This window comes from Vibrio tubiashii ATCC 19109 (assembly GCF_000772105.1).
Taxonomy (GTDB): Bacteria; Pseudomonadota; Gammaproteobacteria; order Enterobacterales; family Vibrionaceae; genus Vibrio; species Vibrio tubiashii.
Genome location: NZ_CP009355.1, coordinates 24,944 through 48,900, shown reverse-complemented (window position 1 = coordinate 48,900; position 23,957 = coordinate 24,944). Strand labels below are relative to the sequence as shown.

24 protein-coding genes are annotated in these 23,957 nt (G+C 45.5%); 10 read left to right on the top strand and 14 right to left on the bottom strand.

Going from position 1 to position 23,957, the window contains the following annotated elements:
• Positions 1–141: 141 nt before the first annotated feature.
• Both IX91_RS15390 and IX91_RS15385 read right to left on the bottom strand, forming a co-directional pair.
• Positions 142–1,029: a S41 family peptidase gene (locus tag IX91_RS15390; RefSeq protein ID WP_004749348.1), complete on the bottom strand. Its 888-nt coding sequence runs from the start codon at positions 1,027–1,029 to the stop codon at positions 142–144.
• Positions 1,030–1,172: 143 nt separating this feature from the next.
• A complete protein-coding gene (locus tag IX91_RS15385; RefSeq protein WP_004746383.1) occupies positions 1,173–2,120 on the bottom strand; it encodes an alpha/beta fold hydrolase in 948 nt (315 codons plus the stop codon).
• Between the two features lie 182 nt (positions 2,121–2,302).
• On the opposite strand from IX91_RS15385, the gene IX91_RS26995 reads away from it, so the two are divergent.
• On the top strand, positions 2,303–3,022 hold the full coding sequence (locus tag IX91_RS26995; protein ID WP_038197467.1) for a helix-turn-helix transcriptional regulator: 720 nt from the start codon (positions 2,303–2,305) through the stop codon (positions 3,020–3,022).
• Positions 3,023–3,131: 109 nt separating this feature from the next.
• On the opposite strand, the gene IX91_RS15375 is transcribed toward IX91_RS26995, so the two are convergent.
• Complete coding sequence (locus IX91_RS15375) at positions 3,132–3,734, bottom strand: LysE family translocator (RefSeq protein WP_004746380.1); 603 nt, start codon at positions 3,732–3,734, stop codon at positions 3,132–3,134.
• Positions 3,735–3,855: 121 nt separating this feature from the next.
• Here IX91_RS15375 and IX91_RS15370 point away from each other — a divergent pair, with 121 nt between their 5' ends.
• Complete coding sequence (locus tag IX91_RS15370; protein WP_004749350.1) at positions 3,856–4,338, top strand: Lrp/AsnC family transcriptional regulator; 483 nt, start codon at positions 3,856–3,858, stop codon at positions 4,336–4,338.
• Here IX91_RS15370 and IX91_RS15365 read toward each other — a convergent pair.
• Positions 4,335–5,141 (bottom strand): AraC family transcriptional regulator, encoded by an 807-nt coding sequence (locus tag IX91_RS15365; RefSeq protein ID WP_004746378.1) that lies wholly within the window; start codon positions 5,139–5,141, stop codon positions 4,335–4,337. The genes IX91_RS15370 and IX91_RS15365 overlap by 4 nt on opposite strands.
• A gap of 88 nt (positions 5,142–5,229) precedes the next feature.
• Here IX91_RS15365 and IX91_RS15360 point away from each other — a divergent pair, with 88 nt between their 5' ends.
• The 4 genes from IX91_RS15360 (at position 5,230) to IX91_RS15345 (ending at position 9,935) form a co-directional block, all read left to right on the top strand.
• On the top strand, positions 5,230–5,922 hold the full coding sequence (locus IX91_RS15360) for an MOSC domain-containing protein (RefSeq protein WP_004746377.1): 693 nt from the start codon (positions 5,230–5,232) through the stop codon (positions 5,920–5,922).
• A gap of 210 nt (positions 5,923–6,132) precedes the next feature.
• Positions 6,133–7,143, top strand: coding sequence for a LacI family DNA-binding transcriptional regulator (locus tag IX91_RS15355; RefSeq protein WP_004749351.1), 1,011 nt, complete (start codon positions 6,133–6,135; stop codon positions 7,141–7,143).
• Positions 7,144–7,280: 137 nt separating this feature from the next.
• Positions 7,281–8,756 (top strand): Na+/H+ antiporter NhaC, encoded by a 1,476-nt coding sequence (gene nhaC, locus IX91_RS15350; protein ID WP_004746374.1) that lies wholly within the window; start codon positions 7,281–7,283, stop codon positions 8,754–8,756.
• Between the two features lie 12 nt (positions 8,757–8,768).
• A complete protein-coding gene (locus tag IX91_RS15345; protein WP_004746372.1) occupies positions 8,769–9,935 on the top strand; it encodes a MalY/PatB family protein in 1,167 nt (388 codons plus the stop codon).
• Positions 9,936–9,987: 52 nt separating this feature from the next.
• On the opposite strand, the gene IX91_RS15340 is transcribed toward IX91_RS15345, so the two are convergent.
• A complete protein-coding gene (locus tag IX91_RS15340; protein WP_004746371.1) occupies positions 9,988–11,694 on the bottom strand; it encodes a S8 family peptidase in 1,707 nt (568 codons plus the stop codon).
• Between the two features lie 258 nt (positions 11,695–11,952).
• Between IX91_RS15340 and IX91_RS15335 the strand changes: the two genes are divergently transcribed.
• Positions 11,953–12,183, top strand: coding sequence for a hypothetical protein (locus IX91_RS15335; protein ID WP_004746370.1), 231 nt, complete (start codon positions 11,953–11,955; stop codon positions 12,181–12,183).
• Between the two features lie 33 nt (positions 12,184–12,216).
• On the top strand, positions 12,217–12,912 hold the full coding sequence (locus tag IX91_RS15330) for a hypothetical protein (protein WP_236642936.1): 696 nt from the start codon (positions 12,217–12,219) through the stop codon (positions 12,910–12,912).
• Between the two features lie 4 nt (positions 12,913–12,916).
• Here IX91_RS15330 and IX91_RS15325 read toward each other — a convergent pair whose 3' ends face one another.
• Complete coding sequence (locus IX91_RS15325; RefSeq protein ID WP_004746367.1) at positions 12,917–13,531, bottom strand: TetR/AcrR family transcriptional regulator; 615 nt, start codon at positions 13,529–13,531, stop codon at positions 12,917–12,919.
• Positions 13,532–13,693: 162 nt separating this feature from the next.
• Positions 13,694–14,869, bottom strand: a complete 1,176-nt coding sequence (locus IX91_RS15320; RefSeq protein ID WP_004746366.1) for a lytic polysaccharide monooxygenase — start codon at positions 14,867–14,869, stop codon at positions 13,694–13,696.
• A gap of 323 nt (positions 14,870–15,192) precedes the next feature.
• Between IX91_RS15320 and IX91_RS15315 the strand changes: the two genes are divergently transcribed.
• A complete protein-coding gene (locus tag IX91_RS15315; protein WP_004746364.1) occupies positions 15,193–16,344 on the top strand; it encodes a substrate-binding protein in 1,152 nt (383 codons plus the stop codon).
• Positions 16,341–18,152 carry a sensor domain-containing diguanylate cyclase gene (locus IX91_RS15310; RefSeq protein ID WP_004746363.1) on the top strand — a complete coding sequence of 604 codons (1,812 nt, stop codon included), beginning with the start codon at positions 16,341–16,343 and terminating at the stop codon, positions 18,150–18,152. Before IX91_RS15315 ends, IX91_RS15310 begins: the two co-directional genes overlap by 4 nt.
• On the opposite strand, the gene IX91_RS15305 is transcribed toward IX91_RS15310, so the two are convergent.
• Genes IX91_RS15305 through IX91_RS15275 form a run of 7 tightly spaced genes read right to left on the bottom strand, consistent with a single transcriptional unit; the run spans position 18,125 to position 23,813 of the window.
• A complete protein-coding gene (locus tag IX91_RS15305) occupies positions 18,125–19,876 on the bottom strand; it encodes a lysophospholipid acyltransferase family protein (RefSeq protein ID WP_004746361.1) in 1,752 nt (583 codons plus the stop codon). The genes IX91_RS15310 and IX91_RS15305 overlap by 28 nt on opposite strands.
• Before the next feature lies 1 nt (position 19,877).
• A complete protein-coding gene (locus tag IX91_RS15300) occupies positions 19,878–20,330 on the bottom strand; it encodes a hypothetical protein (RefSeq protein ID WP_004746360.1) in 453 nt (150 codons plus the stop codon).
• A gap of 11 nt (positions 20,331–20,341) precedes the next feature.
• On the bottom strand, positions 20,342–20,779 hold the full coding sequence (locus tag IX91_RS15295; RefSeq protein ID WP_004746359.1) for a YHS domain-containing (seleno)protein: 438 nt from the start codon (positions 20,777–20,779) through the stop codon (positions 20,342–20,344).
• Positions 20,776–21,522 carry an NRDE family protein gene (locus tag IX91_RS15290; RefSeq protein ID WP_004746357.1) on the bottom strand — a complete coding sequence of 249 codons (747 nt, stop codon included), beginning with the start codon at positions 21,520–21,522 and terminating at the stop codon, positions 20,776–20,778. The genes IX91_RS15295 and IX91_RS15290 overlap by 4 nt, the downstream gene beginning before the upstream one ends.
• Before the next feature lie 2 nt (positions 21,523–21,524).
• Complete coding sequence (locus IX91_RS15285) at positions 21,525–22,061, bottom strand: protein kinase family protein (protein ID WP_171381186.1); 537 nt, start codon at positions 22,059–22,061, stop codon at positions 21,525–21,527.
• Positions 22,062–22,096: 35 nt separating this feature from the next.
• Positions 22,097–23,227 (bottom strand): hypothetical protein, encoded by a 1,131-nt coding sequence (locus tag IX91_RS15280; protein ID WP_004746354.1) that lies wholly within the window; start codon positions 23,225–23,227, stop codon positions 22,097–22,099.
• Complete coding sequence (locus tag IX91_RS15275) at positions 23,211–23,813, bottom strand: DedA family protein (RefSeq protein WP_004746352.1); 603 nt, start codon at positions 23,811–23,813, stop codon at positions 23,211–23,213. The genes IX91_RS15280 and IX91_RS15275 overlap by 17 nt, the downstream gene beginning before the upstream one ends.
• Positions 23,814–23,957 lie beyond the last annotated feature (144 nt).

Here is a 23,957-nt window from a genome sequence, read left to right as displayed (position 1 = left end):
TCAATAAAAAACTTGAACAAAATTGCTCAACTGCCATCAGTGAACCAAAGCGAGTGACAGAGAACGGCTAGGAATCTACCACGTGCCCTTCGAACCTATGTTATGTGGAGCTACCGCTCCCATCCGTTAGTGTCCCATTTCTCAACTCTCGTTAAGCAAGCCTATATCCGCGTTTTCTTTTAAACCTAGTTTCTCCAACACTACCTTCAGTGCATCGTCCGCATTTACGGCAATATCAGGTATCACTCCGCATTGCTCCCAGTTTCGATTGGAAATAGGGCTAATTGCTTCACCTACAGGAATTGCAACTGATAGGCCTAGGGTAAGGTCGAACAACCGACAAGGGTGGGCTGCACCGCCTGTTGTTTCACCAATCAGCAGGGCTCGCTCTAAGCATTGAAGGTTGTAACAGAACTCTTCAGCAGCAGAAAGGGTCTCGTTGCTTGTTAACACATATAAGTTGAGCTCTGGGTAGCTACTAGTATCTGTATCAGTCCAAAACTCTTCCAAGCAGGGGTCATCTCGCCAACGAATGGTATTTAATAAAATAGATTTATTGCTATCAAAAAAATATGACGTGATTAGCTTAACCATATCAGGATGCCCTCCACCGTTATTTCGAACATCGATAATAAGGTGCTCTATGCCTGCCATTTTACTCATAGTTTCATGAGCAATTTGAGAAGCAAAAGAAGGAGCGCAAAAACGAGATAGCTTTAAATAAGCTACTTCGCTCGTAATGAAAACCAGTCTTTCAAAGCCAAAGTTGCTACTCCTAAATCGCTGTTCGGGAGGAACAATAGAATCATTAGTTATAATTTTGAAATGCTTATCTTTGCATAAAGCAAATACGTCCTGCGTTAACTGTTCTATAAAGTCCTCAATCAACGCCTCATCATGATACCTGCCTCGATAATAGTTTTGCTGAAGCATCAAATTCAACTCTTTACCTACCATGGGTAAAACATAGTGCTCTTCAAGCAAGCGACCAAGCGAATCAACAATTTCTTGCTTTTCAGTATCGTTCATTTAGCTTCCTCTAAAACTATTGGGACACCAGAGTATCAATAAAACTGGATCAACAGTTTAATCTGTACTTTAGAATGGACAATCACTGAGCCATATCAGATAGCTCAGTGTGGAAGATTTAAAGCAATGACTCAGGCTTAGAGCTAAGTGGCACTACTTTGTTGGTGCAACCATCTTAAAATTGCTTGGTTGGTTTCTTGCGGCTTTTCTTGCTGAATCCAATGGCCGCAATCTAGGTTAACTACGTCTACGTTAGGAACAAACACAGTTAGCCTTTCGGACTTAGGGAGCACATCTCGGTCACCATAGATCATGAGCGTCGGCACTTGAATGATGGGATTTGCGTCTGCTAATAAATGCCAATTACGGTCAAGGTTTCTGTACCAATTTATACTGCTAGTGAAGCCTGTTGATTTAAAAGCGGATTCGAAAACCGCCAGCTCAGTGTCGCTCATTAACGGCTCCCCGAGCGCTATATCGCGCCTCGCGAGATTGATCATCGCCATGCCCGGCTCTGGTTCTCTTGGAGGCTCATTTTTCCTATACAGATTACGCAGAAATCGAGACGTGTTCTCATCCAATACCGCGTCTGCAACACCTGGCTGCCGATTGAAATGGACAAAATAGTAGTCACTGCCGAGTACTTGTTCCATGAATTCGATCCAAGGAGTCTCTCCGCGTTCCTGATAAGGCAAGCTTAGGTTTATGACTTTGTTGACACGATTTGGATGCAATAAAGCCAGCCCCCAAACCACCATCGCTCCCCAATCATGACCGACGAAAGTGGCGTCTTTGTATCCGTAGTGATCAAGAAGCTCGATCAAGTCACCCGACAAATGCTCTATATCATAAGCAGTGACTTCTGTCGGACAGGACGAATTGCCGTACCCGCGCTGGTTTGGAACGATGACATGGTATCCCGCTTCTACGAGAGCTGGTATCTGATAACGCCAAGAAAAGGCATTCTCCGGCCAACCATGACAAAGTACAATGGGGTTTCCAGCATTTTGCGAGCCTGCTTCGAAGACTTCAAGTTTCACGTCATTGACTGAAACAAAAGTGGGCTTGGGAAAATCGGTTGGATTAAACAATACATTTCTCCTTTATCTGGATGGAATCGTCAGACTACGCCTCCTACCTAGGGTGACGCTTTAGTCCACAAGCATTTACGAGTGTGCGTGGCAGCCTCGAAACCTTGTTGCTGACGAGGACAGAGAAACTGTATATGTTAATGGTGCCAAATACTGGCACCATAGAATGGTAAACTTTAGAAATGAATATTCGCCTACGACAAGAATCGATAATACGTAGCCTTCGCCGCAACGGTACTTCCACCGTGGCTGACCTTGCTCAAGAGGTTGGCGCATCTAGGCGGACAATATTGCGTGATATTAGCGCACTTCGTGATGAGGGTGTTGTCATCCATTCTGAACCAGGTCGCGGAGGTGGTTTACAACTTGATTCACGATCAATTCAAACCACCGTGCGCTTGTCAGTTTCTGAAGTTTTTGCACTTCTCATCAGCGTTGAATCAATGCGCGCGGCCGGAAACCTACCTTTCTCTGGTCTCGCGGACATAGGGCTTGCGAAGATAGAGAAAGCACTCCCCTCAGACCAAGTACGCGATCTGCGACGTTTTCTAGGTTGCTTGTATATCGGAAAGCTTGCTCCGCAGGTTGACATATCTGATATGGGAACGATGGATTCCGAACTGCTTCCCGCATTCGAGCAAGCTTTTCTACAACGGCTGCACCTGCGTTTTCAATACCGTGACGCTAAAGGAACCATAACCCAACGATATGTTGAGCCACAAGCCATGCTGATTTTACCACCGCTATGGTATTTGGTTGCCTGGGATCCGACACGTAAAGACTTTCGTCATTTTCGAATGGATCGGATCAGCACCCCTGAGCTCGTTGAAGGTACAACATTTCTTCGGCGTCAAGTGCCGTTCGAAGATCACGTTTCTCCCGTGCGTAATCTAGCTCGCTGACTTTTACCCAGTTGATGTTTAGTTGCTTGCCTAACCAAAAGCGCGTGCTAGCAAAAGACAGCCAGCTCAACGCCAACATACCTAGGCAAGTAAGTACGGCTAAGCTTAATTATAGGCTCGGCTGACTGACCATAAACATCACGACAAGTACTAAACTGGCACCAAAGCCTCGATTTATCCAGGCCATTTTCTGTGGAGATTGGATAAAGCGATTAAGCATCGAACCAAAATACGCCCATAGCAGCATACCAATGACACCTGTAAACACCATCACGCTAATAATAATCACCACTTGAGTTAGGTAATCACTGGTTGGGGAAATGAACTGGGAGAACACGGTCAAGGAAGAGACCCAGCTTTTAGGGTTAAGTATTTGAACCAAAATACCGGACATAAAACCAGATTTCTTGATACTTGAGTTACCGTCCATCTCCATGTTGGCAATGCCCCAAGCCATGTAGAGCAAGTAACCCGCCCCTAGCCATTTCAAGACATTGTAAAGATCGGGGTAAAGAGTAAACAAGCTCACCAAGCCAATACTCGCACCACCCAAAATCGCTACCACACCGACCGCGTTGCCGAGAATAAACGGTAGCGTTGCCCCAATGCCATAGCGGCTCGACAGCCCTACTAAAGCAATATTTCCCGCCCCTGGCGTCAATGAAATCGATATTGCAAACAACATGAAAGCTGTCATCAGTTGAGCACTCATTGCTCTCTCCCATAAAGTGATAATTTCAATATGAGATCCAGTCTAACGATTCGCTCAGGAATAAAATTGCTATTTGGGTTAACATTAAAGCAAATTAAGGCAGACTATTTCCATTAAAGATATGAAAAAGAAAGAATCCACCAATTTTGAGCTAGATAGTACAGATTTATCCATCTTAGAACATATACAGAAAGATGGCAGAATGAGTAACTCCAAATTGGCAGAGACAGTGAACCTAAGCGAAACACCTTGCTGGAGACGCTGGAAAAAAATGGAGGAAGAGGGCTATATCGAGGGGTATGCTGCTCGATTGAATCGTAAGAAACTCGGCTTTCAGGTTTCGGGTTTTACACTGGTGACCTTAGGCAGTCATGAGGTCGAAAATACCCAACCATTTGAAGATTATGTCGCAGAATCCGATTGGATACTCATGTGTCATTGTATTGCTGGCGGAGCAGATTACATTGTGCAAGTGGTCGCGAAAGATCTTGATGAGTACTTTGAACGAATCAGCTCGATCAGACGCGTCAAAGGGGTCAGCGCTATTCAATCAAATGTGTCGGTAAAAGAGATCAAGAGTACCTTCCAACTGCCTTTAGATTAACGGGTTTGATGACGAAACTGTTGAGGAGTTACATCAAAATACGCCTTAAAAGCTTTGATATATGAGGAGTCATTTTGATACCCGACGCGATCGGCGATGGTTTGAATCGAAAGCGTTTCATCCAGCAATGAGAGCGAATATATTAAGCGGGTCTGCTGACGCCATAACTGAAATGAGGTATTAAACTCCTTGGCAAACAAGCGCGATAATGTTCGCTCCGAGGCGCCAACTTTCTCTCCCCACTCTTTGAGTGAGATTGCCGATGCAGGCGCTTCTGTAAGTTGTTCGAAGATAAGCTTTAAGCGCCGATCTTTGGGCAACAGTAGCTGATAAGTCTGTACGTTATCTCGCAATACTTGGTCATGCAGCACAGCTAACAAACGCGCTAACTCATCATCCTCTACATGACGCTCACACTGGCGACGAATCTCTTGCAATAGCTCATTGAGAAATGGCGTAAGAGAAATTGTGCGCACATCAGACTCGTAAGGCACACCAAACGCAGGATTGAGATAGATACCAATAAAAGTAGTATGACTTAAGGCGATGGACTCATGCTGGACACCCGCAGGGACAAACAAAACCGATGTATGAGGCACAAGGTGCTGGTACTGCTCTGTTTGAGTTTGTAGCAAGCCCTTTAACGGAAAAATAATCTGGTGCCAAGTATGTTGGTGCAGATGGTCAATATAGCCTTTCGGCATATCTATCGTTTTCACTAAAGCGGGTAAATGAGGGTTTGCAACCATCATCTCATTGGACGTGGCCACCCCTGAGTTAGACTCTATTTGGCGAGTTGGCATGGTTAACTGTCTTTACATCCCTATTCCGTCACTACAGAGCTAGGCTATCATGCCAAGTAGATTGATTGAAGAGAGTGTGAGAGGAAGCATGAAAAAGCTCGGTGTTGTAAACGCGGTTCTGACAGGAACAACAAAGCCCTTCGCGCATGGCGCACAAAGTGCCATCAACAAACAGGTTCACACAGAACGACAACACGCCAATGAAGTTGGCTTTACCAACGATGAACAAGGCGATCCGCGCTTTCATGGTGGCATTCAAAAAGCCCTTCACATATACCCAAGCGAGCACTACCCACTTTGGCAAAAAGATCTCGGTGATAAAGCCATTTTGCAGTCCGTGGGCGCTTTTGGCGAAAACCTAAGTTCATCCGGTGTGACAGAAGCCAACATCTGCCTTAAAGATAAAATACGTATTGGTTCAACTCTGCTCGAAGTGTCGCAAGGACGCATGCCGTGTTGGAAGCTCAATGTCCGACTCGATCAACATGATATGGCGAAAAGAGTTCAAGATACGCTAAGAACCGGGTGGTACTTCCGTGTCTTAGAAGAAGGTGACATTGGCGCAGGAGACGAAATTACTCTGTGTGAGAGACCTTATCCAGATTGGTCACTAGCGCGTGTCATGGGTGCCGTTTTTGAAGGTTGCTTAGAGCCGACACTTCTACAAGAGATGTCTACCTTACCCTTAGTTGAATCATGGGGAGCTTTGATTCAACGCCGTTTAGACACAGGCATACTCGAAGACTGGCAGCAAAGACTCGTCGGGCCAACCGCAGGCTAAGCCCAACAAAAAACCAATCAGCTAGCCACATTTATCAATTTATTAGGTACGTGGCTTTATTGTTTTTCTATGTTGTTGAATTACTGAAACAAGCCACCTGCGCATTTTTCTAAAGTTCTATCCTTTGAGCTTACTAACATAATCAACAATAAATAATCGCTACACTCTGCCCCGTTTCGACTCCCTTTATACCCACCTTGGAGAAAATGAGTGGCAACCATGAAAGAGGTCGCGGGCCTAGCTGGTGTTTCGACAGCAACCGTCTCACGCGTCATCAATCGAACCAGTTATGTCGAGCCAGTGACGCAAGAGCGAGTCGAGCGTGCCATTAAACAGCTCAACTACCGAAGAGATGCACGCGCCACTGCATTGGCAAAGCGCAGCAACAACACTTTAGGCTTACTTACCGGAAATTTGGCCGACCCTTTCTTTGCCCTAATCGCCAAAAGCGTTGAAGAAGTTGCACGAGCTAATGGCTGCCAGTTGGTCGTTGTCAGTGGTGGGCACAATGCTCAGCGAGAAAAAGAGGGGCTCGACTTTCTCATCAGCCAAGGTTGTGAAGCTATGGTCGTCCACTCCAAGATGCTCGATGACGCTACGCTAATGCAATACGCCGCTCACCTTCCGGCAATGGTATTGCTCAACCGCACTATTGCACAAATCTCCAATCGTTCTGTCTGGGTGGACAATCGAGCAGGCGCACGGAAATCAGTCGAATATTTGATTCAGCAAGGTCACCGCAAAATTGCATGTGTCACCAGTGACCTGCCGATTGAAGACCGCACCGATCGCCTTGAAGGCTATCGAGATGCGATGAATGCAGCTAACTTAGCCATTCCAACAGGCTGGGTCATCAACCAAAACTTCAGTGAATCTGGTGGTGAAGAGGCGGGGCGTCAGCTTCTCCAATCATGCCCGGGCGTTACTGCCGTGGTGACATTTAACGATGTGATGGCTGCTGGCTTAATGGCGAGTTTGCATGAGCAAGGACTGTCGGTCCCGGAAGACATTTCCATTGTTGGTTTTGATGATGTACTGCTAGCGCGATACCTCTACCCACGATTAACCACTATGCATAACCCAATTGATAAAATGTCAACATATGCAGCGAAACTGGCGCTAAATTTAAGTAAAAGCGGCTATTCTCCACCGAATCAGCATCAATTCGAAGCGAGCTTAGTTAACCGCCAAACCGTCAATGCAATACAAAAGATCGGATAAAACTGTGATGAATCTTACATTCGCGCACCTCATGTATGCGCTTACATGAAAACAACACACCGCTCTCATTTTGCCTATTATATGACCGTTACTATCCACTGCGAACAAACCCTACATCGATCCTGAGGATAAATAACATGACAAATTCTAAGCCTCTGCCGTCGTTCGGAATCGCACTCGCCCCTATCGCGGTGATGTTTGCACTTCTGGTTGTCGGATACGGAATACTCGGACTTCGCATTGAAGTTCTTTTGCTGATTTCAGCTGCCTTTACTGGTCTTATCGCGTGGAAAATTGGTTACATCTGGGATGACATTATCAATGCCATCGTAGAAAAACTGGCAAAAGCGATGCCTGTCATTTTGATTTTGGTCTCCGTTGGCGGCCTTATTGGTAGCTGGATGGTCAGCGGCACAATCCCTTACATGGTGTACTGGGGACTTAAAGTCATCAGTCCTGAATACATTCTTATTGCCGCTTTCTTTGTCACTAGTGTCGTTTCCGTGTGTACGGGGACGTCTTGGGGCTCTGCGGGTACGGTTGGCGTCGCACTAATGGGCGTTGCAGCAGGACTAGACGTCTCACTCGCAGCCGCGGCTGGTGCTGTCGTATCTGGTGCCTATTTTGGTGATAAAATCTCACCACTATCAGATTCAACCAACTTTGCACCTATCGTTTCTGGCACTACCTTGTACGAGCACATTCAACATATGCTTTACACCACTCTTCCGGGATTTGTAATTGCATCTGTGGTGTTCTTCTTCGCTGGTCAAAGTGCTGATATTTCCAACATTCACGAACCAGAGAAAGTCGTTCAAATCATCTCGGGTTTAGATAATCTCTACAACTTCAACATCCTACTTCTTATTCCACCAGTCATGATCCTGTGGGGCGCGTTAACGAAAAAGCCAGTTCTGCCATTGATGCTTGGCGCTTCAGCTATCGCAATAGTTTTAGGTATGGTTTTCCAAGACTTTAGCCTAAACCAAGGCTTCCAAGCTTACGTTGATGGCTTCAACCTAGCGATGTTTGAGGCTAACGGTCACAGCGTAAATGGCTTGGTTCCTGATATCGCGAAGCTGCTTAACCGCGGTGGTCTGTTCTCGATGATGAGCACAATTCTATTGGTGTTCTGCGCCTTTGCCTTCGCGGGTATCTTGAGCCTGACAGGTGCACTAAACGTAGTGCTAGGTAAGTTCCTGCATGCAATTCACACTACAGGTCAGCTGATTGCTTCGACTGTTGTGGCAACCATCACTGTGGTTTTCACCACTTCTGACGGCAAACTGGCGCTGTTGATTCCGGGTGAATTGTTTCAAAACGCTTACCGCAAGATGGGCTTAGACACCAAGAACTTGTCTCGCACGATCGAAGATGCTGGCACCATCATTGAACCGTTAGTCCCTTGGACTGCCGCTGGTATCTACATGGCAGGTACATTAGGCGTGGCGACATTAGATTACCTACCATGGGCGATTCAATGTTACACCGGCGTGATCTTTGCTCTGATTTACGGCTTCACTGGCTTTGGTATCGCAAAAGCAAAGCCACAGCTAGACACGCAACAGATTGCTGACGAGCATTCAAATACACCAGCAGTAGAAACAAAATAAGGTAAATCATTGATGAACGCTTTCGACCAAATTCTGAACCGCAAGGAAAGTGGCTCTGTTAAATGGGACTTTATGCAGCAAAAGCTGGGATTAACTGGAACGGATTTACTCCCAATGTGGGTGTCTGATTACGATTTTAAGGCGCCACAAGTGGTGTTGGACGCACTACACCAACGTGTTGAGCATGGGATCTTTGGTTACGCGGAACGCGATGATGCGTATTACCAAGCAACCATCAATTGGTATCTAAACCAACATGATACTCATATTCAACGCGATTGGATTACCACAGTACACGGCGTACTTCCTGGGCTCGCAATGGCACTGCAAATGCTCACCGAAAAAGGTGACGTCATTGTGATGCAGAGTCCGGGCTATGGTTCTTTCCGTAAGATCATTGAGCTCAACGATCGTGTTGTCGTTGAAAACCCATTGGCAGAAACTAAAGGCGAATATCAACTCGACTTTGACCATCTTGAAACCTGTTTCGCCAATGGTGCAAAAGCGATGATCTTGTGTAACCCACACAACCCAACAGGGCGAGTTTGGTCTGAAAGCGAAATCACAAAGGTTGCCAAGCTGTGTGAGCGGTACCAAGTGTGGCTTCTAAGCGATGAAATATGGGGCGACTTAGTGGTTGGTGATGCGCAGTATTGCTCTGCTTTACGCTTGCCACCAGCGCTCACTAAACGCCTGATTGTGGCAACCGCTGCAAGTAAGACGTTTGGTTTGTCTTCACTGCGAATCTCTAACTTTATGATTCCAGATGAGTCACTTCGAACTCAGTTTATTCGTCGGCTAGATGCGCATGGCATGGACGTGTTCAACAGTCTCTCTATGAGTGCTGCGACTGTTGCTTATCAAGAGTGTTCTGGTTGGTTAACCGAGTTAAAAGACTATCTTCGCGCAAACATCGTTAAGCTTGAGCAGTTTTTGCAAGCGGAACTGCCTAAAGTGAAGTTTACTGCACCGCAAGCCGGGTATTTGGCTTGGCTAGATTGCCGTGCTCTCAACCTGACTGACGCCGAGTTAGAGCAAAAGTTTGTCGCAGCAGGGCTTGTCCCAAGTATGGGGACTGCGTTTGGCAAAGAAGGTGGCGGTTTCGTCAGACTTAACCTCGGCTGCCCGGCAAGCACTTTAGAACAAGCAATGCAACGCTTGAAGCAAGCACTGGCTTAGTTGCAAAAAAAGAGGTCGCATCACGCGACCTCTTTTACATCCAAATATCGTACTATCGACTTGCTAGCTCAGCGAAAATCGCTTCAGCATCAACAATACCGCCAGAGATAGATAGCGTACTAAATGGTACTAAATCTTCTGGAGACGATGGCTTCTTCACTAATAACTCTGGATACGTACGTGATTTGCTCATCAACAGCGCTTTAAGCTCTTTTGCTGATAGCTCAGGGTAATGAGACCATACCAAGGCAGCAACACCCGAAACCACAGGCGCAGCCATACTGGTACCACTATACGCAGCGTAGTTATTGTCAGGTGTAGACGATAGAACGCGATAGCCAGGAGCGAACACATCTACCGTTTCCTGACCAAAGTTACTAAAGCTTGCGACCATAGAATCATCTGCGTATTTCGCCGATGCACCAACATCCATCCAAGTAGAGATTGGACGAGACCATTTGTGCTTAGCGAAACGGTTCGGGAAGCTTGGCTTGATATCGTTGTCCGTTTTGCTGTTACCCGCTGAGTGAACAATAAGCACCCCTTTGCGTGCTGCGTAGCGGAAAGCGTGGTCAACAATATGTTTACGTGGCGAGTAGCTCTTACCAAAACTCATATTGATGATCTTTGCACCGTTATCTACTGCGTAGCGGACTGCGTTTGCGATATCTTTATCACGCTCATCGCCATTAGGTACCATACGCACTGCCATGATCTGTGCGTGATCTGCAATACCTTCAATCCCTAAGCCATTATTACGCTCAGCGGCAATGATACCCGCGACATGTGTACCATGAGCGCCCACTGGACCTTTTACATCATTGTTGCCGTAACCTTTTTCCCAAGGGTTAGTGATATCGTCCATAACGATGTCTCTACGGGTATCAAAGTCTAGGTTATAGTGATAGTCCAAAGATTCCTTATAACGGCTTGTACGTGACTCTAGATACTCAAATGAATACCAAGAATCAAACACGCCAAGTAATCCTTGAGCCGCTGCAACCACATCAGCGTTAGAGTGAGAAAGCAGAACTTGTAGACCATCAACAGTAAAATCTTTGTGCTCAACCAAGGCTAAGATTTGCGCTTTGTAGCCATTAGCTTGTTCAGTCGCTGCTGTCACTTGTTCTAGAGCCGTGGTGTAATACTCAACATTCTCTAGGTAGTCAGCCTCAACACCTTGATAGTATTTGCGTTTCTTTGGCGGAATCCAGTGGTTACCCTCTTTAAGTTCTAAGTACTTTTTGTACTCACGGGTCACTTCTAACGTATCTTGATCAACGTTAATTCCTAGCGAGTTACCCAAGAAGTTCCAACCATGCACATCATCAATGTAGCCGTTACCGTCATCATCGATGCCATTACCTGGGATCTCATCTTCGTTGGTCCAAAGTTTGTTTTTTAGATCTTCGTGGTCAATGTCGACACCTGAATCTAGCACCGCAACAATAATAGGCTGAGGCTTAAGTGGTGGCAGCATGAAATCATAAACAATGTCTGAGCCTACACCTTGAATACTTGAGTAATTAGCCGACATATTGAACCAATCACCACGATCTTCAGCAGGTGTACTAAACATGCGCATTGAGAAAAACTCAGGTTCAGCGGGCTTCGCCGAATAATCTTCAACGATATTGCCTTTAACATCTGTGATGAAAGGAGAGTTGACTGGAGTTGGGTCAGCACTGACGTTTGCTGAAACCGACGCTGAAGCCAAAATAGCAACAGCAAGGGCGGAAAGTTTATATCCGTTTTTCATTATGTTACATCCTATATTTTTGTATGCTTAAAAAGCGAGCAAAAGATAAAATGCAACACTATGAATATCATTCACGAAAGTAATTAATTGAGTTTAAGATCTCATTGTGAGTGTTATTTTTCTGTCAAAGTTTGAGCCACATTCTATTAACATATTCAACACTTACCCTTACCGCCTTTTGTGTTGAAAACTCTTTGTAATCAATATATTAGACAATAAGGATTGATTGGATTTTATAGAAATTAGGGATTAATTCGTATGGAAACACATCTAGGCTTTACCTACCACTCAACAGAGAACTGCGTTCAGATCTACCGTGATGGGAGCTTGGTGACGACACTGCGAGGAAAAAGTGCAATTCACTTTACAGCGCGGGCTGCTGAAATGAACCATCAACAACAGCAACAGCTGATGGCGAGAGAAACGGGTAACTATAAACGTGGTAATGAAAAATCAGCCAAATCTAAACACCTAAACAAGTACCGCTAACCACTAAGATTATCAACAAATACAGGGAATATCGTGAAAAACAGAATGGAACAAGCCACTCTTAGAGCTATTACAAATAATCAAAACTGGTGCCAGCGTGTAGCAGAAATACACCAAGTGGAAACAAAACTTGAAGCGAATTACTGGTGTTCGAAAGACCCAATGCCGACCTTTTTCCCCAATCTAGTCACACTCAATACGTCCGCTACACAAGCGCTATTGGAAGAAGTCATTCCCGTACAAGGCAGCTACTTTGTCAAAGATTGCTTTGCCGCGTTAAGCCTCGAACCATTAGGGTTTACTAAGTTATTTGATGCAAATTGGTATATTAAGAAAGCTCTGCCGCCGCTTCGACAAAGCGATAGTGTCCAAATCTCAGAAGCGACGAGCGCTGAAGGGTTGGCTGAATGGGAAACTCGCTCTCGTGGCGAAGAAAACTATACTCCTATTTACCCTAGCAGCATGCTAGATTCTGAGGCCACCAGGTTCTTCACTGCTGAGTCAAATGGGCAGGTCGCGGGTATTACGAGTTTCAACGATACACACACGCTCGGCATCTACAATTTATGGGGTGAGCCGGCGTTATTCTCCGCTCTTATTGGGCATTTGCAAATGCTTTACCCTAATCAATATATTGTCGGCTATGGAGATGAACAAGAAGTACAGCGACTTGAACCACTTGGCTTTGAGATTTTAACACCTTTAACAGTGTGGGGACGTTTCGCTTAACCGTTCAGCTGTTAGTTTTAACACCGCAGCCGTTGATAATAAGCTGAGTGATGAACTGAGCGGCTTGATGATAATCGTCGTTATCTAGCTGCTCTTTTTTCATGACATTGCAGATTTGCCAGCCAAAGTCGGCATAGGTTTGAGTGGCGGCCCAGATGGTAAACATCAAGTGATGCGCTGGAACATCATCCATCAACCCCTGCAGTGACCAGGTTGAAAACTTATCGATGATCATTTGTGACTGCTTAAACAGCTCTTGACCAATATCTTCTGGTAGTGCCTTAGCCCCTGACATCACTTCATTGGCGAATACCTTTGATGCATAAGGATGGTCGCGAGAAATACGAAGTTTCGCTTCGATATACTCGGTTAAGGCTTGAACTGGGTCTGTCAGTTCTTCAATCGGTCGTGATGCCTCAAGCAATGGCTGGGTTACTGTCTTTAGTACCGCGTAATAGAGCTTATCTTTGGAGCTGAAGTAGTAAAAGACGTTCGCCTTAGGAATATCAGCCGCTTTAGCGATATCGACAATTTTTGTCGCCGCATAACCATGGGTAGCAAACTGTTCACTGGCTACTTCAATAATTAGCTGCTGATTTTTCTGCCTAATACGACTCATTCGATACCCTTATACGTTCACATCGAAATCAGTGTAAACAATATGTTATTTAAGGCAAGACGAGAAACAGCTCCACGTAGCCTACATCACAGTCATAACGAAGAAGTGACGACCGATTGGTCGCCACTTCTTCGTGTGCCTAGTATAGATTTACAATGTAAATTATCGCCATACGCCCCACTCTCCCGTGGTTCCAGGCTCTTCACCTTTTGTCCACCATTGCGCTGTCCACTCTCTACCATTATGAGTCACAACATCTCCCGTGTCGTAGACCTTATCTCTATCCCAAAGGTTTGTAGGTTCGACAGGAGGTGTATCTGCTTTGATGAGCGAAAGGGCATAACTGAAAGTATTGTTGGGCGCTAAGACTTGGTTGGCGTAGATATTATTGGTATCAAACATATAGTGGTTCATTTCTGCATGCCAAATCCCCACATACCAATCACCCGTTTGCTGAGAGTTAAACTGATCTGCAATTTCAGCCGCCCAAGTCGTGGTATTGTTGGCGCTAATAACTAAAGATACATCGACAATCTCTGCCCCAGTGGCATCAAATGTACGGAATCTGATCGTGTCGCCAGATTCTACCGGACCAAACCCTTGTGGCACAAAGTAGCCCAATGCCGTCAGATTGTTGTTCGGATCCGTTGGGTCAGTAGGATCGGTTGGTGGGTTGGTTCCGCTACCTCGCAAGGTAATATCACTACAGTTGTAAAAGCCCTCACCTGCCACATCGATACGTTGCCATCGAGTGTATAGGATCGCGTCGCCAGAGCGTTCTGCCGGGAAAGTGACTTTCATTCGGTATCGCTTTTGCGCATCGACTGCAATATCGCCTGCGGTATCAATTAACTCAAGATCATCCCACGTTAAAGGTAGTGAAGGGTCATAACTTGGCTTGGTTAAGTAGAACTCCCAATAAGAAGGGTTGTGGGGCGCTTGGCCGTAGAATACAAAATCTATTTGATTGTTGGCATCCAATGCGACGTTAGTACGCTGCCAATGAGGAGACACAGCATTAAGCCCTTTCTTGGCCGAATCGCCAGCAGAACACAGCTCACCGTCAGGCACTATGGCTTTGACATGAGCCATGTCTCGATAGTTGGCCACATTCGCGGCCACTTCACTGCGCTGCACAAATGGATAAGCCCCCGATTGGTCATAAGCGGCCTGACACGCTTGATTGGGTATTTCATCAGTCCAAAAACCACCATCTTCATAGCATGTATTTTGGCGCGCACTAGGGAACTCCGCCCAGCCATGAGCACTCACATTCATCGAGCTCAATACGGCTAATGCACTTAAACTCATTAGAGGTAGGGTTAGATTCATCTTCATTTTTCATCCTTTTTATTCGCTAACTGACTGCTCAAACAAAGAGTAATCGCTTTGTTTGTCCATCAAAGCTAGCAGGATGAATCGAAGTAACAGGTTAGATTGACGTGATGAATTGTTAGACTTTCGCCTGCTTTCCAAGATTTTTGTCGCCTGACTAAAGAGCCAGTTCACTCTTTCGAGTCACTTCAAACTCTCGGCACTTTAGAACACTGCGCCGATATTGGAGTTAAAGCCGCCTTTTTACTCTCTAATCGCTATAACTGTATTATTATTAAGGATAAAGCCAGTACGCATGTTCAATCATTTACTAAGGACAGTAATACATGCCGCATTTCATCAGAGTATTCGCGATAGTTGGGCTCTTTTCCTTACTCGGCTGCACCGAGCCCATCACTCCAATCAAAGTTGGTGTCGTGTTACCCCTTACCGGAACTTTCAGTGGCTATGGAGATAAAGCGCGGAAAGGGGCTCAGCTCGCGGTAGAGCAAATCAATGCAAGAGGAGGCGTCAATAACCGTCAGATAGAACTGATTGTCCGAGATAATCAGACCGATCCGGCGAAAACCGTTGCCTACACCCGTGAGCTAATTCAACAACACAACGTCCATGCTTTGCTCGGTCCCATAAGCAGTTCATCGCGATATGCGATGAGTGAAATTGCCAGCAAATACCAAATCCCCATGCTTTACGGTATCGACTACGAAGGGGGACACTATGATAACTACCTAATTTGCTATAGCACGATTCCAGAACATTACATCGATCCTGTTATTCCCTATTTCATCGCTAAGAATCAACGAAAGTACTTTATCTTTGGTTATGACTATATCTGGCCTCATAAGATGTCACAACGCATCAAACAAGCTGTCGACGCTAATGGAGGCGAGATTTCCGGTGTAGAGTTTACCGCGTTTGGCGTCACTGACTACCGCCCTGTTCTAGAAAGGTTGGAAGCCTCTGAAAGTGATATATTGATGCTTATTCTACCTGGCACGGATGGATTCGAGTTTATTAAGCAGTTTCGCCGCTATCCTTTTAGTCGCCCAATAGAAGTCGTTGCTTTCGCCGCAGACGAAACCTATCTCGACGCTGTAGATGCAGAGCTCTTAGAAGGCTTCTATACTCCCTTACACTTTTTCAGTGACCTGCAAACTGATTTCACCAAAAAATTCACTAAGCAGTATCGGCACTTTCATGGTGAAGATGAGATAATCACATACTCATCCAAAGCCCACTACGACTTAATCTACCTACTTAAGGCGGCAATAGAAAAATCCGACCTTGCAACCCATCAGCAGGTAATGAATAACTTACACGGTCTGACTCGCTATTCAGGTGCAGAAAAAATACATCTTCGAAAAGACAATCATTTTGACTTACCCATGTATCTTGGACAATACCAACAAGGCACGCTAAAAGTAGTCAAGCAGTTTGGCGTTATCTCTCCACCGGATCAACGAGTAGGAGTGCAATGAGCCGACTGAGATATAAGATCTTTTTACTGTTTATCCCGTTGATAGCCTGCATCTTCCTGTTTGGCCACGGCTACTTCGTTGCTCGCAAAAACTTAATGCTAGAGCACATAAACCAAACCAGTCGACTGGCAACAGCCCAAGTTGCCGTCGATATTGGCTATTTCGCCGAAAGACGGCTTGGCGAGTTTGATGATATAAGCGCGCAACTCCAGCAATGCCATCAGATTGAAGTTTCTACTTCACCTATTTCTGTCGCCAGTGCACTGAGCTATTCTGCTGGTTTCTCTGCACTTTTTGTTTCAGATATCAACGGCCACGCCAATCAGTTCACTCTTTCCGCCAACCCTAGTAACCGCTATGTACTGCGCAAGAACTTAAATGGCGCGTCGCTACTCGACAGTAATCATTTATCACTTCTGATGCGCTCTGCTGCAGATTGGAAGTTGGCAGCACCAAAACGTGAAAAGCAGCTAAAACAACTGGTCTCTGCACTTTCAGAACTTAAGAATCGGGGGGAAGAAAACTCTATTGCGAGCCGAAAATTAACCCAAGAACTGATTAAGCTACGCCAGATGAAGCACTTACCAAAAGCGGTAGTGACCATGGTAGACGATACGACCGTTGCGAAACTCGGCTTGATCTATAATACCTCAACCTATTTTTTCTCTCGTCCTCTACTGGATTGCCAGCACAATCTCATCGGATTTTACACCGTTGTTCTTGATCGAACTATACTGGAAGATCAACTGTTTGCCGTAAAACAGAATTTTCTAAAACAAGGACTGCATGCGGTAGATATCGCTCTAATTCGCAATAAAGATGAACACATAATCACTGGCTACCGGTATCTAGAACAAAGCAAGCTCACAGAGTACAAACTCAACCAAAATACTGTGCCGGTGATGAGAGAAGATCTTGGTGGCATTCTGACCAATCAAACCGTTGATATTAATCCCAGTATTGCCTCCTCACTATTACTAGACACGAGTCATTCACATAAGACAGGCATTAGTGTGGTTCTTTTTGTCGACCAAGACGAAATCAATCGAGTCAGTCAAATGATAAGAAAAGAAGTAGATATCTATATCGCTGTTTCAATCACGCTCTTCATACTGCTATTTTTGTTTGTTTCCCGGTATGTGGCTAAACCAATCATTACCTTACGTAAGCAAATACGCCTTCTTTCTACAGGCGGGAACCCCAAAATAGAGCGAACCACGCGAAAAGATGAAATCGGTGAACTGCTCAACGCCTTTGAGAAGATGACCCAAACCATTCGCCACAAAGAGCAGCAGTTAACCAAACTTGCTCAATATGACCCTCTGACAGGGATCTTTAACCGAAGGGCACTGATGGACGCAGTCAGAGATATAGAGGCACTTCATCACCATACAACCATCGTTTTTATGCTCGATTTAGATCACTTTAAAATGGTTAATGACCAGTTTGGCCATGCAGTCGGAGATAATGTACTGCGCAACGTGACTGCGTTAATCAAACAAGATATTCGTCATAGTGATATTTTTGGTCGAATGGGAGGGGAAGAATTTACCGTGATACTTCCTGAGACAAAACTTGAGAAAGGGATACAAATTGCCGAGAGAATTCGAAAATCGATTGAAGTCTTCTTGGGTGACTCTCTTCCAGAGCCTTCTTCACATCAACCGCTTACGATAAGTATCGGTGTTAGCGTTTGGCAAGGAGGAAGCTTTTCAAAAGCCCTTGCGAATGCGGATAAGTATCTCTATCGCGCAAAAAAACAAGGGCGTAATCAAGTGGTTTATGAGGGCAAATGCGAATCCAAATAAGCCTGAGCTTGCTCTTTGCCCATGTATTTACCTAAGGTTCGCGCAGGGACTGTGGTCAAATCAACCACAATCAAACCATCTAGGGCAAAATTGAATGCAGGGTCAACATTAAAACAGACCAGTTTGCCATTCATACCCAGATACTGTCTAAGCAAAACAGGCAACCCCATCCCCTGCTCTAAACGACTTAACACTTTAGACAACAGAGGTAACTTGGACAAAGAACTAAGCATATCTGGGCGCCAGAATTCCTGACCACTTTTTTCTAGTGGCGTTGTCGGTGCGACTAGCTTAGCTTTTTCATCATCGTAATAATGAACGGACATGACAGATGCAATTAACTGGCGTGCGACTGGGCTGTAGTCATTGCTGATACTGACTGGGCCAAACAAATGGGTGTACTTAGGGTTACGTTGAACAAAACGAGCAATGCCTTTCCACAGCAGAAGGAGAGAGTGCATGTTCCTTTGATACTGCTTTGCGACCACGGAGCGCCCCAACTCTATAGACTGACCTAAACTCTCAACGAAAGCCTCATCATATTTAAACAAGCTAGTCGAGTAGAGAGCATCAATACCACCTTTGGCAAGCAACTCATCAACTAAACCCAAACGGTAAGCGCCGACTAGATCACGGTTGGCCTTATTCCAGACAAAGAGCTGATAATAATGCTGGTCAAACTGGTCAATATCGCAGCTGCGTCCACTGCCTTCCCCGACTTCCCTAAAACTCTCTTCCCGAACTCGGCCAATCTCGCGCATCATACTCGGCATGCTTGGAGTTGGCGCGCAGTAAACCTCGAAATCCCCCTGCTCTAGCAGCTTATAAGACTCGAGTGCGAGCAATTCGCTTTCCAATGAATCTACAGACACAGGAGCAATGATAGGTTCAGCGTTCTCATCCTCTAGGGTTGGCGCTTGCTCGTTGCCCATACTCCCCATCAGATAGGTGTTTAATCGAAAGTACTGAGTAATATCCTCTTCGTTATCGAAGTCTTTAATCTCACTGTAAGGAATAGGATTACCCACTGAGACAGAGATGGTTTCTCCCGATTTATTGAGTAGCTCTCGACCTAACATCGCCGTCCTGAGTAATGGATGAATTCGTCCTGCCTGATAAAACAGTTTGCTATTCATTCCATTGATGAATAGCGGAACAGTGGTCGCCTCAGCATGCTTAACAAACTTAGCAACTGATTTACTCCACGCTTTGTCGGTGATCTTGTTCTCACTGGCTTGCCACGAGGAGACTTCACCAGCAGGAAAAATAATCAGAACTCCACCTTCTTTTAAGTGATGATTGGCCTCTTTGATCGCTTGTCGATTGGTTCGCTTGGCCTTTTCACCACCAAATACATCAACTCCAATAAACAATTCATCAAGCTCAGGTATGCGCTTGAGCAGCTCGTTCGCCAGCACTTTGACATCTTTGCGTACTTTAGAAATCAAAGAAGCGAGAATAATCCCTTCGATACCACCAAATGGGTGATTGGCAACGATTAGAACCGAGCCTTCCTTTGGGATGTTTTCAAGGCTGCCATGATCAACCTGGTACTGGGTACCAATTCGAGCCAAGGCTTCATGCATAAACTCAAAACTGTCTTCAGGTAGCGCATCTTGTTTGTACAACGAGTCGAGCGTAGCAAGCCCTGTCGCCCATTCTAAGACGGATTCTCCAATACCAAATGGTGTTTTACGCGGTAATCGAAAAGGACTATCAATCATACTAAGCTCCTTTCACTAACAGGCTGTGAGTGAATGTACCTTGTGTTTTGACGTCGCGAATAAACAGGAAGACACCGCAACTCCACACGATACACGCCATACCAAACAGTAAACCTCCGTCACTGCCCACCACTTCGCCCATCGCATTAAACTCTGGCATAACCACACCTAACGGAGTAAACAGATGGAAGAAGATCGCACCGGTCATAATGCCCGCGCTCATGGCAGCTCCAACACCATGTAATCGAGTGAAGAGCAAGATAGAAGCGATGAGCTCAGCAAAACCAATCATGTAACCGCCATAGACCCCAAACCATTCAATTCCTGACCACTCACCTAAAGTGCCGAAAATATGCTCGGTTTCGTAAGAGCCAGAAAACTTAAAGAATAGCGATTGAATAAATACAAAGGCGATAAATGCAGAAGGTATATGCTTTAGTGGCGCAAATTTCATGGGATCGGTCCTTATTGGATTAATGTCGGCCAGTTTTTATCAGCTGTAGAGATGTGACCCGCGCGGTCATCGTCCCACCAGCTTTTAACTTCTGCGTCATAGTTAAGGTAAAGCTTGCCATCAACGATTGCCCACTGCTTCGGATCGGATGAAGCAAAGTCATTCTTGGCTGAAATCGCCCATGCACAATAACCACCGTATTGCGGTGCGTATGCATCTGGGTCTGCTTTGAATTTGTCGAGATTTTCTTGTGAAGAGAAATACCAGTCAGCGCCTTTATATTCGGTTTGCCATTTGCTATCTCCTTTCACTGGCTTACCTTGGGTAAAATAGGCCACGGTGTCATAACCACTGACGGCTTTGTTACTAAAAATTCCGGTATAAATCTCATCCGCAGCAAAGGTAGGAAAACTGAATAACATGATCAGCAGCGCGAATAACTTTTTCATTTGAAAACTCCTTGTTCGACAATGTCGTTTTTAAGGCAACTTAGGCTAGTGCGAAAATCAACATTGCGATGATTGTCGATAGATTGGTAATTCATTTCTTGTTTAGAAGAAGACACGACAACCGAGGTAAAACTTACAGTGCGTGCATCATTTCTTTCCATTAATGGTGAAAGATGCGGATAGTTTGCGTCGTAGGTTTGATGAAACAGACGACCCACTTCTTGATCAGGCATGGTAGTGATCAACTCATTAAACAGTTTGAGGCGATACTGACGCGCCTCTTCAAAGTGCATCGCTGCAGACACAATTGGGGCAAAAGCATGAGAACGTCTTAGTTGCTCGCCATCCCAAGTCCAAAGTACGGTTTCATTGGCGGTGCGTCTGGTGTCAAAAGAGACGACGGTAAAAGGGGCAAACGAGCTTAAATCCATATCCAACAGGCGGCTATCGACAGTCTGACTCGAACAACTGCTCGCTAGACGTTTTATGATAAGACCTCGACTGGTTAACTCTCCATTTGGCGTCATGCCTTGATAAAAGTTGAGCAGGCAGACGGTGACACCATGTTCATTGGTTGAAATCCAACTGCCACCACCAACAGGATCAATCGGCATCAGACAATGAACACCGTCAATCAGAACACTTTGTGGCTCAAGTGCAGGCAGGCGAGAACGTTGCTCATCTCGATTAAAGTAAACTTCATAGTGATTATTGCCATGATAAACCCAAGATAATGTACACATACCTATTGAGCCCTCTGGTAAGTTGCCGTTGTGGGCGCGACGCCAAAATGGCTGTCAGAGTCGACACCACGCAAAGAGGCAACGACTTTAGCCATCGCAAAATGATGGGTAGCATGTAGCGCAGCGAACGTCAGCTCACGAACGAATGTTGAAGAGACTTCCTCGACATGGGTTTGCGACAACATGACTTCCGTTTCAACGCTGACGGCTTGGTGAAGTTCATTGGACGGTAATTCAAACAGCCACTCGACCAGCTCTCTGATTTCCTGCTTGGCGACGTCTAAGCTTCTTTCTACCGCGTGCCCGCGGCGGCGAACGTTGTAGTCGATTTTGAGCGGATCAAGCTTGATGGCGTGAAACAAATCAAGCCAGTGACGAAAGTGCTCACCTATCGAACTACTCACATGCGGTTGAGCAATAAAGACATAATCTTCCTGACTGAGCGTTTCTAAAAACTCGTAACCTTGATTGAGTGTTTCAATGCACCCCACCACTGCTTGGGAAGGGCGCGTCTGAGCATTTGTCGCTAAGCGTGTCATTACATTTTTCATGTTTTTCTTCCTAAGCGCGGCGGTTAATCGGTCATTGGATAAAGCTGAGTTAAGAGTTTCTCTTCCCGCCAAGCTTGCAGTAATGCACCCAATGTCGGGGTTTTGTAGCCTTGTTTTTTATGCTTAGAGCCAATCTGGTAAAGCAAACGATACTGTTTTAAAAGCGTAGTAAAGATATCGCTTAGCGGTGTATCGCTATCCCAAATATGCGCAGCTTCGCTGCTCGCCCCATTGATTTCCAAGATATCGAAACACTCACCATTCATTAGGGTTTGGATGTCTTGGAACTTGATATCGAGACGACCATAGTGGAAGCCTTCAAAGTCGCCGAGAATCTGATCTAACTTCTCTTCCAGCGCTTGTGTAATGAAATGGTTACCATCGCGGAAAATAGCACCGCGAGAATGGCTACCTGCAAATGCCAATTGAAACTCGTCTTTATCTGCAACCACCAGATCGAGATGTTCACTATGACGAGGAAGATAAAGATGCTGAAGTTTGCCTGCTCTTGGACACTTTTCGATTAGCTCTTTCAGGGAAGAATGACCATCTCCAACCACCCTTGGGGAATACTTCAAAGTGATAGAGATGATTTTCCCGCGCGACTCTCCAGGCTGCCGGACATAGAACACGCCAGCTTCCGCACTGTACTGCGACTTCTCTTGCAATAAGAAACGACCAGAAACAGGAAAGGTTTCAATATAATTTTGCAGTTGCTCGTCCGAATGAATAAGTTTCACTCCAACCCCACGGCAACCCAGATCAGGCTTTGCCACTAACGGGTACGTCAACTCTGCTTTCTCAAGTTGGCTTTTAGCATCACGGAGTAAGTCTTGAGTACGTTGCTCAGATTTAGTCAAAGTGATAAATGGAAGAATCCATTCTTTGGTTTGTTTACCCGCAGAAGTGAAAATGTCGTGCTTTGACTCCCCGACCATGCCACTCAATTTGATGGCTGGATTGGCGATCAATGGCAGTGCCCAATCTCGATGGACGACACTCAACGCCGCACTTTGCAGCACAACGGGTGTGTAGAAAAACCAAGCAGGCAAGAATTCAAACGGAGAAATTACTCGTTTAGGCTCTTGGAGTACGGGCATACCCGCATTGACCATTCCCTGTGGAATCATTTCAACGTTAGCGAGCTGTGTCATACGCATCCCTTAAAAGTGTTTTAGTAATCAGTTTGTTTAGCAGCAACATCAGGCACAAACCCAGTGGAATAAGTAGCCAGCTCACTTGACTATCTTGAAGCCATTGCGCGTTGCCAAGTTGGAAGAAGGAGCCAAAAACCAACGCTGTCCACAGGCCCGTCGCCGTCAAGACTGCAATAAAGAATTTGATTTTTGGCACATCTAGAAAACCACTCAATGTGAAACCAATCGTTCTGAGACCAGGAATAAAACGCACGATAAACAAGGTCATAAACGCTTGTTGATGAAGCTTACGCTGCATACTCCTTGCTCGCTGATAACGGAACAAACGATACCGAAGAAAACGCACTTTTTGCGCCGCCTTGCCCATCAAGTAAAGGCCAAGATCACCGGTGCTGATACCGACAAATATCGCCATCAGGGCAACAGAGGTTGGCATCAAGTGCTCAACCGCTAAGGTCGCTGCGGTCACTATCGCTAGGTCTTCTAATAGGTAAGAGAGTAAAACGATGCCAATAAATAGCATCGTCACAGAGACATTGTCTTGAAACAGCCAAGCTTCTATTGTCACCGCTAACTCTGTCATAACTCGCCCCGAACTGCCCTTACCTAAAAACAACACGCAACTGGCGTGTTAACTGAGTGTTATTTTCTGCAGCAACGATTGGGTTAGTAAGTTTATGATTCGCACCCATTTCATACGCTACATTGATAAAGATAGGATAGTCCG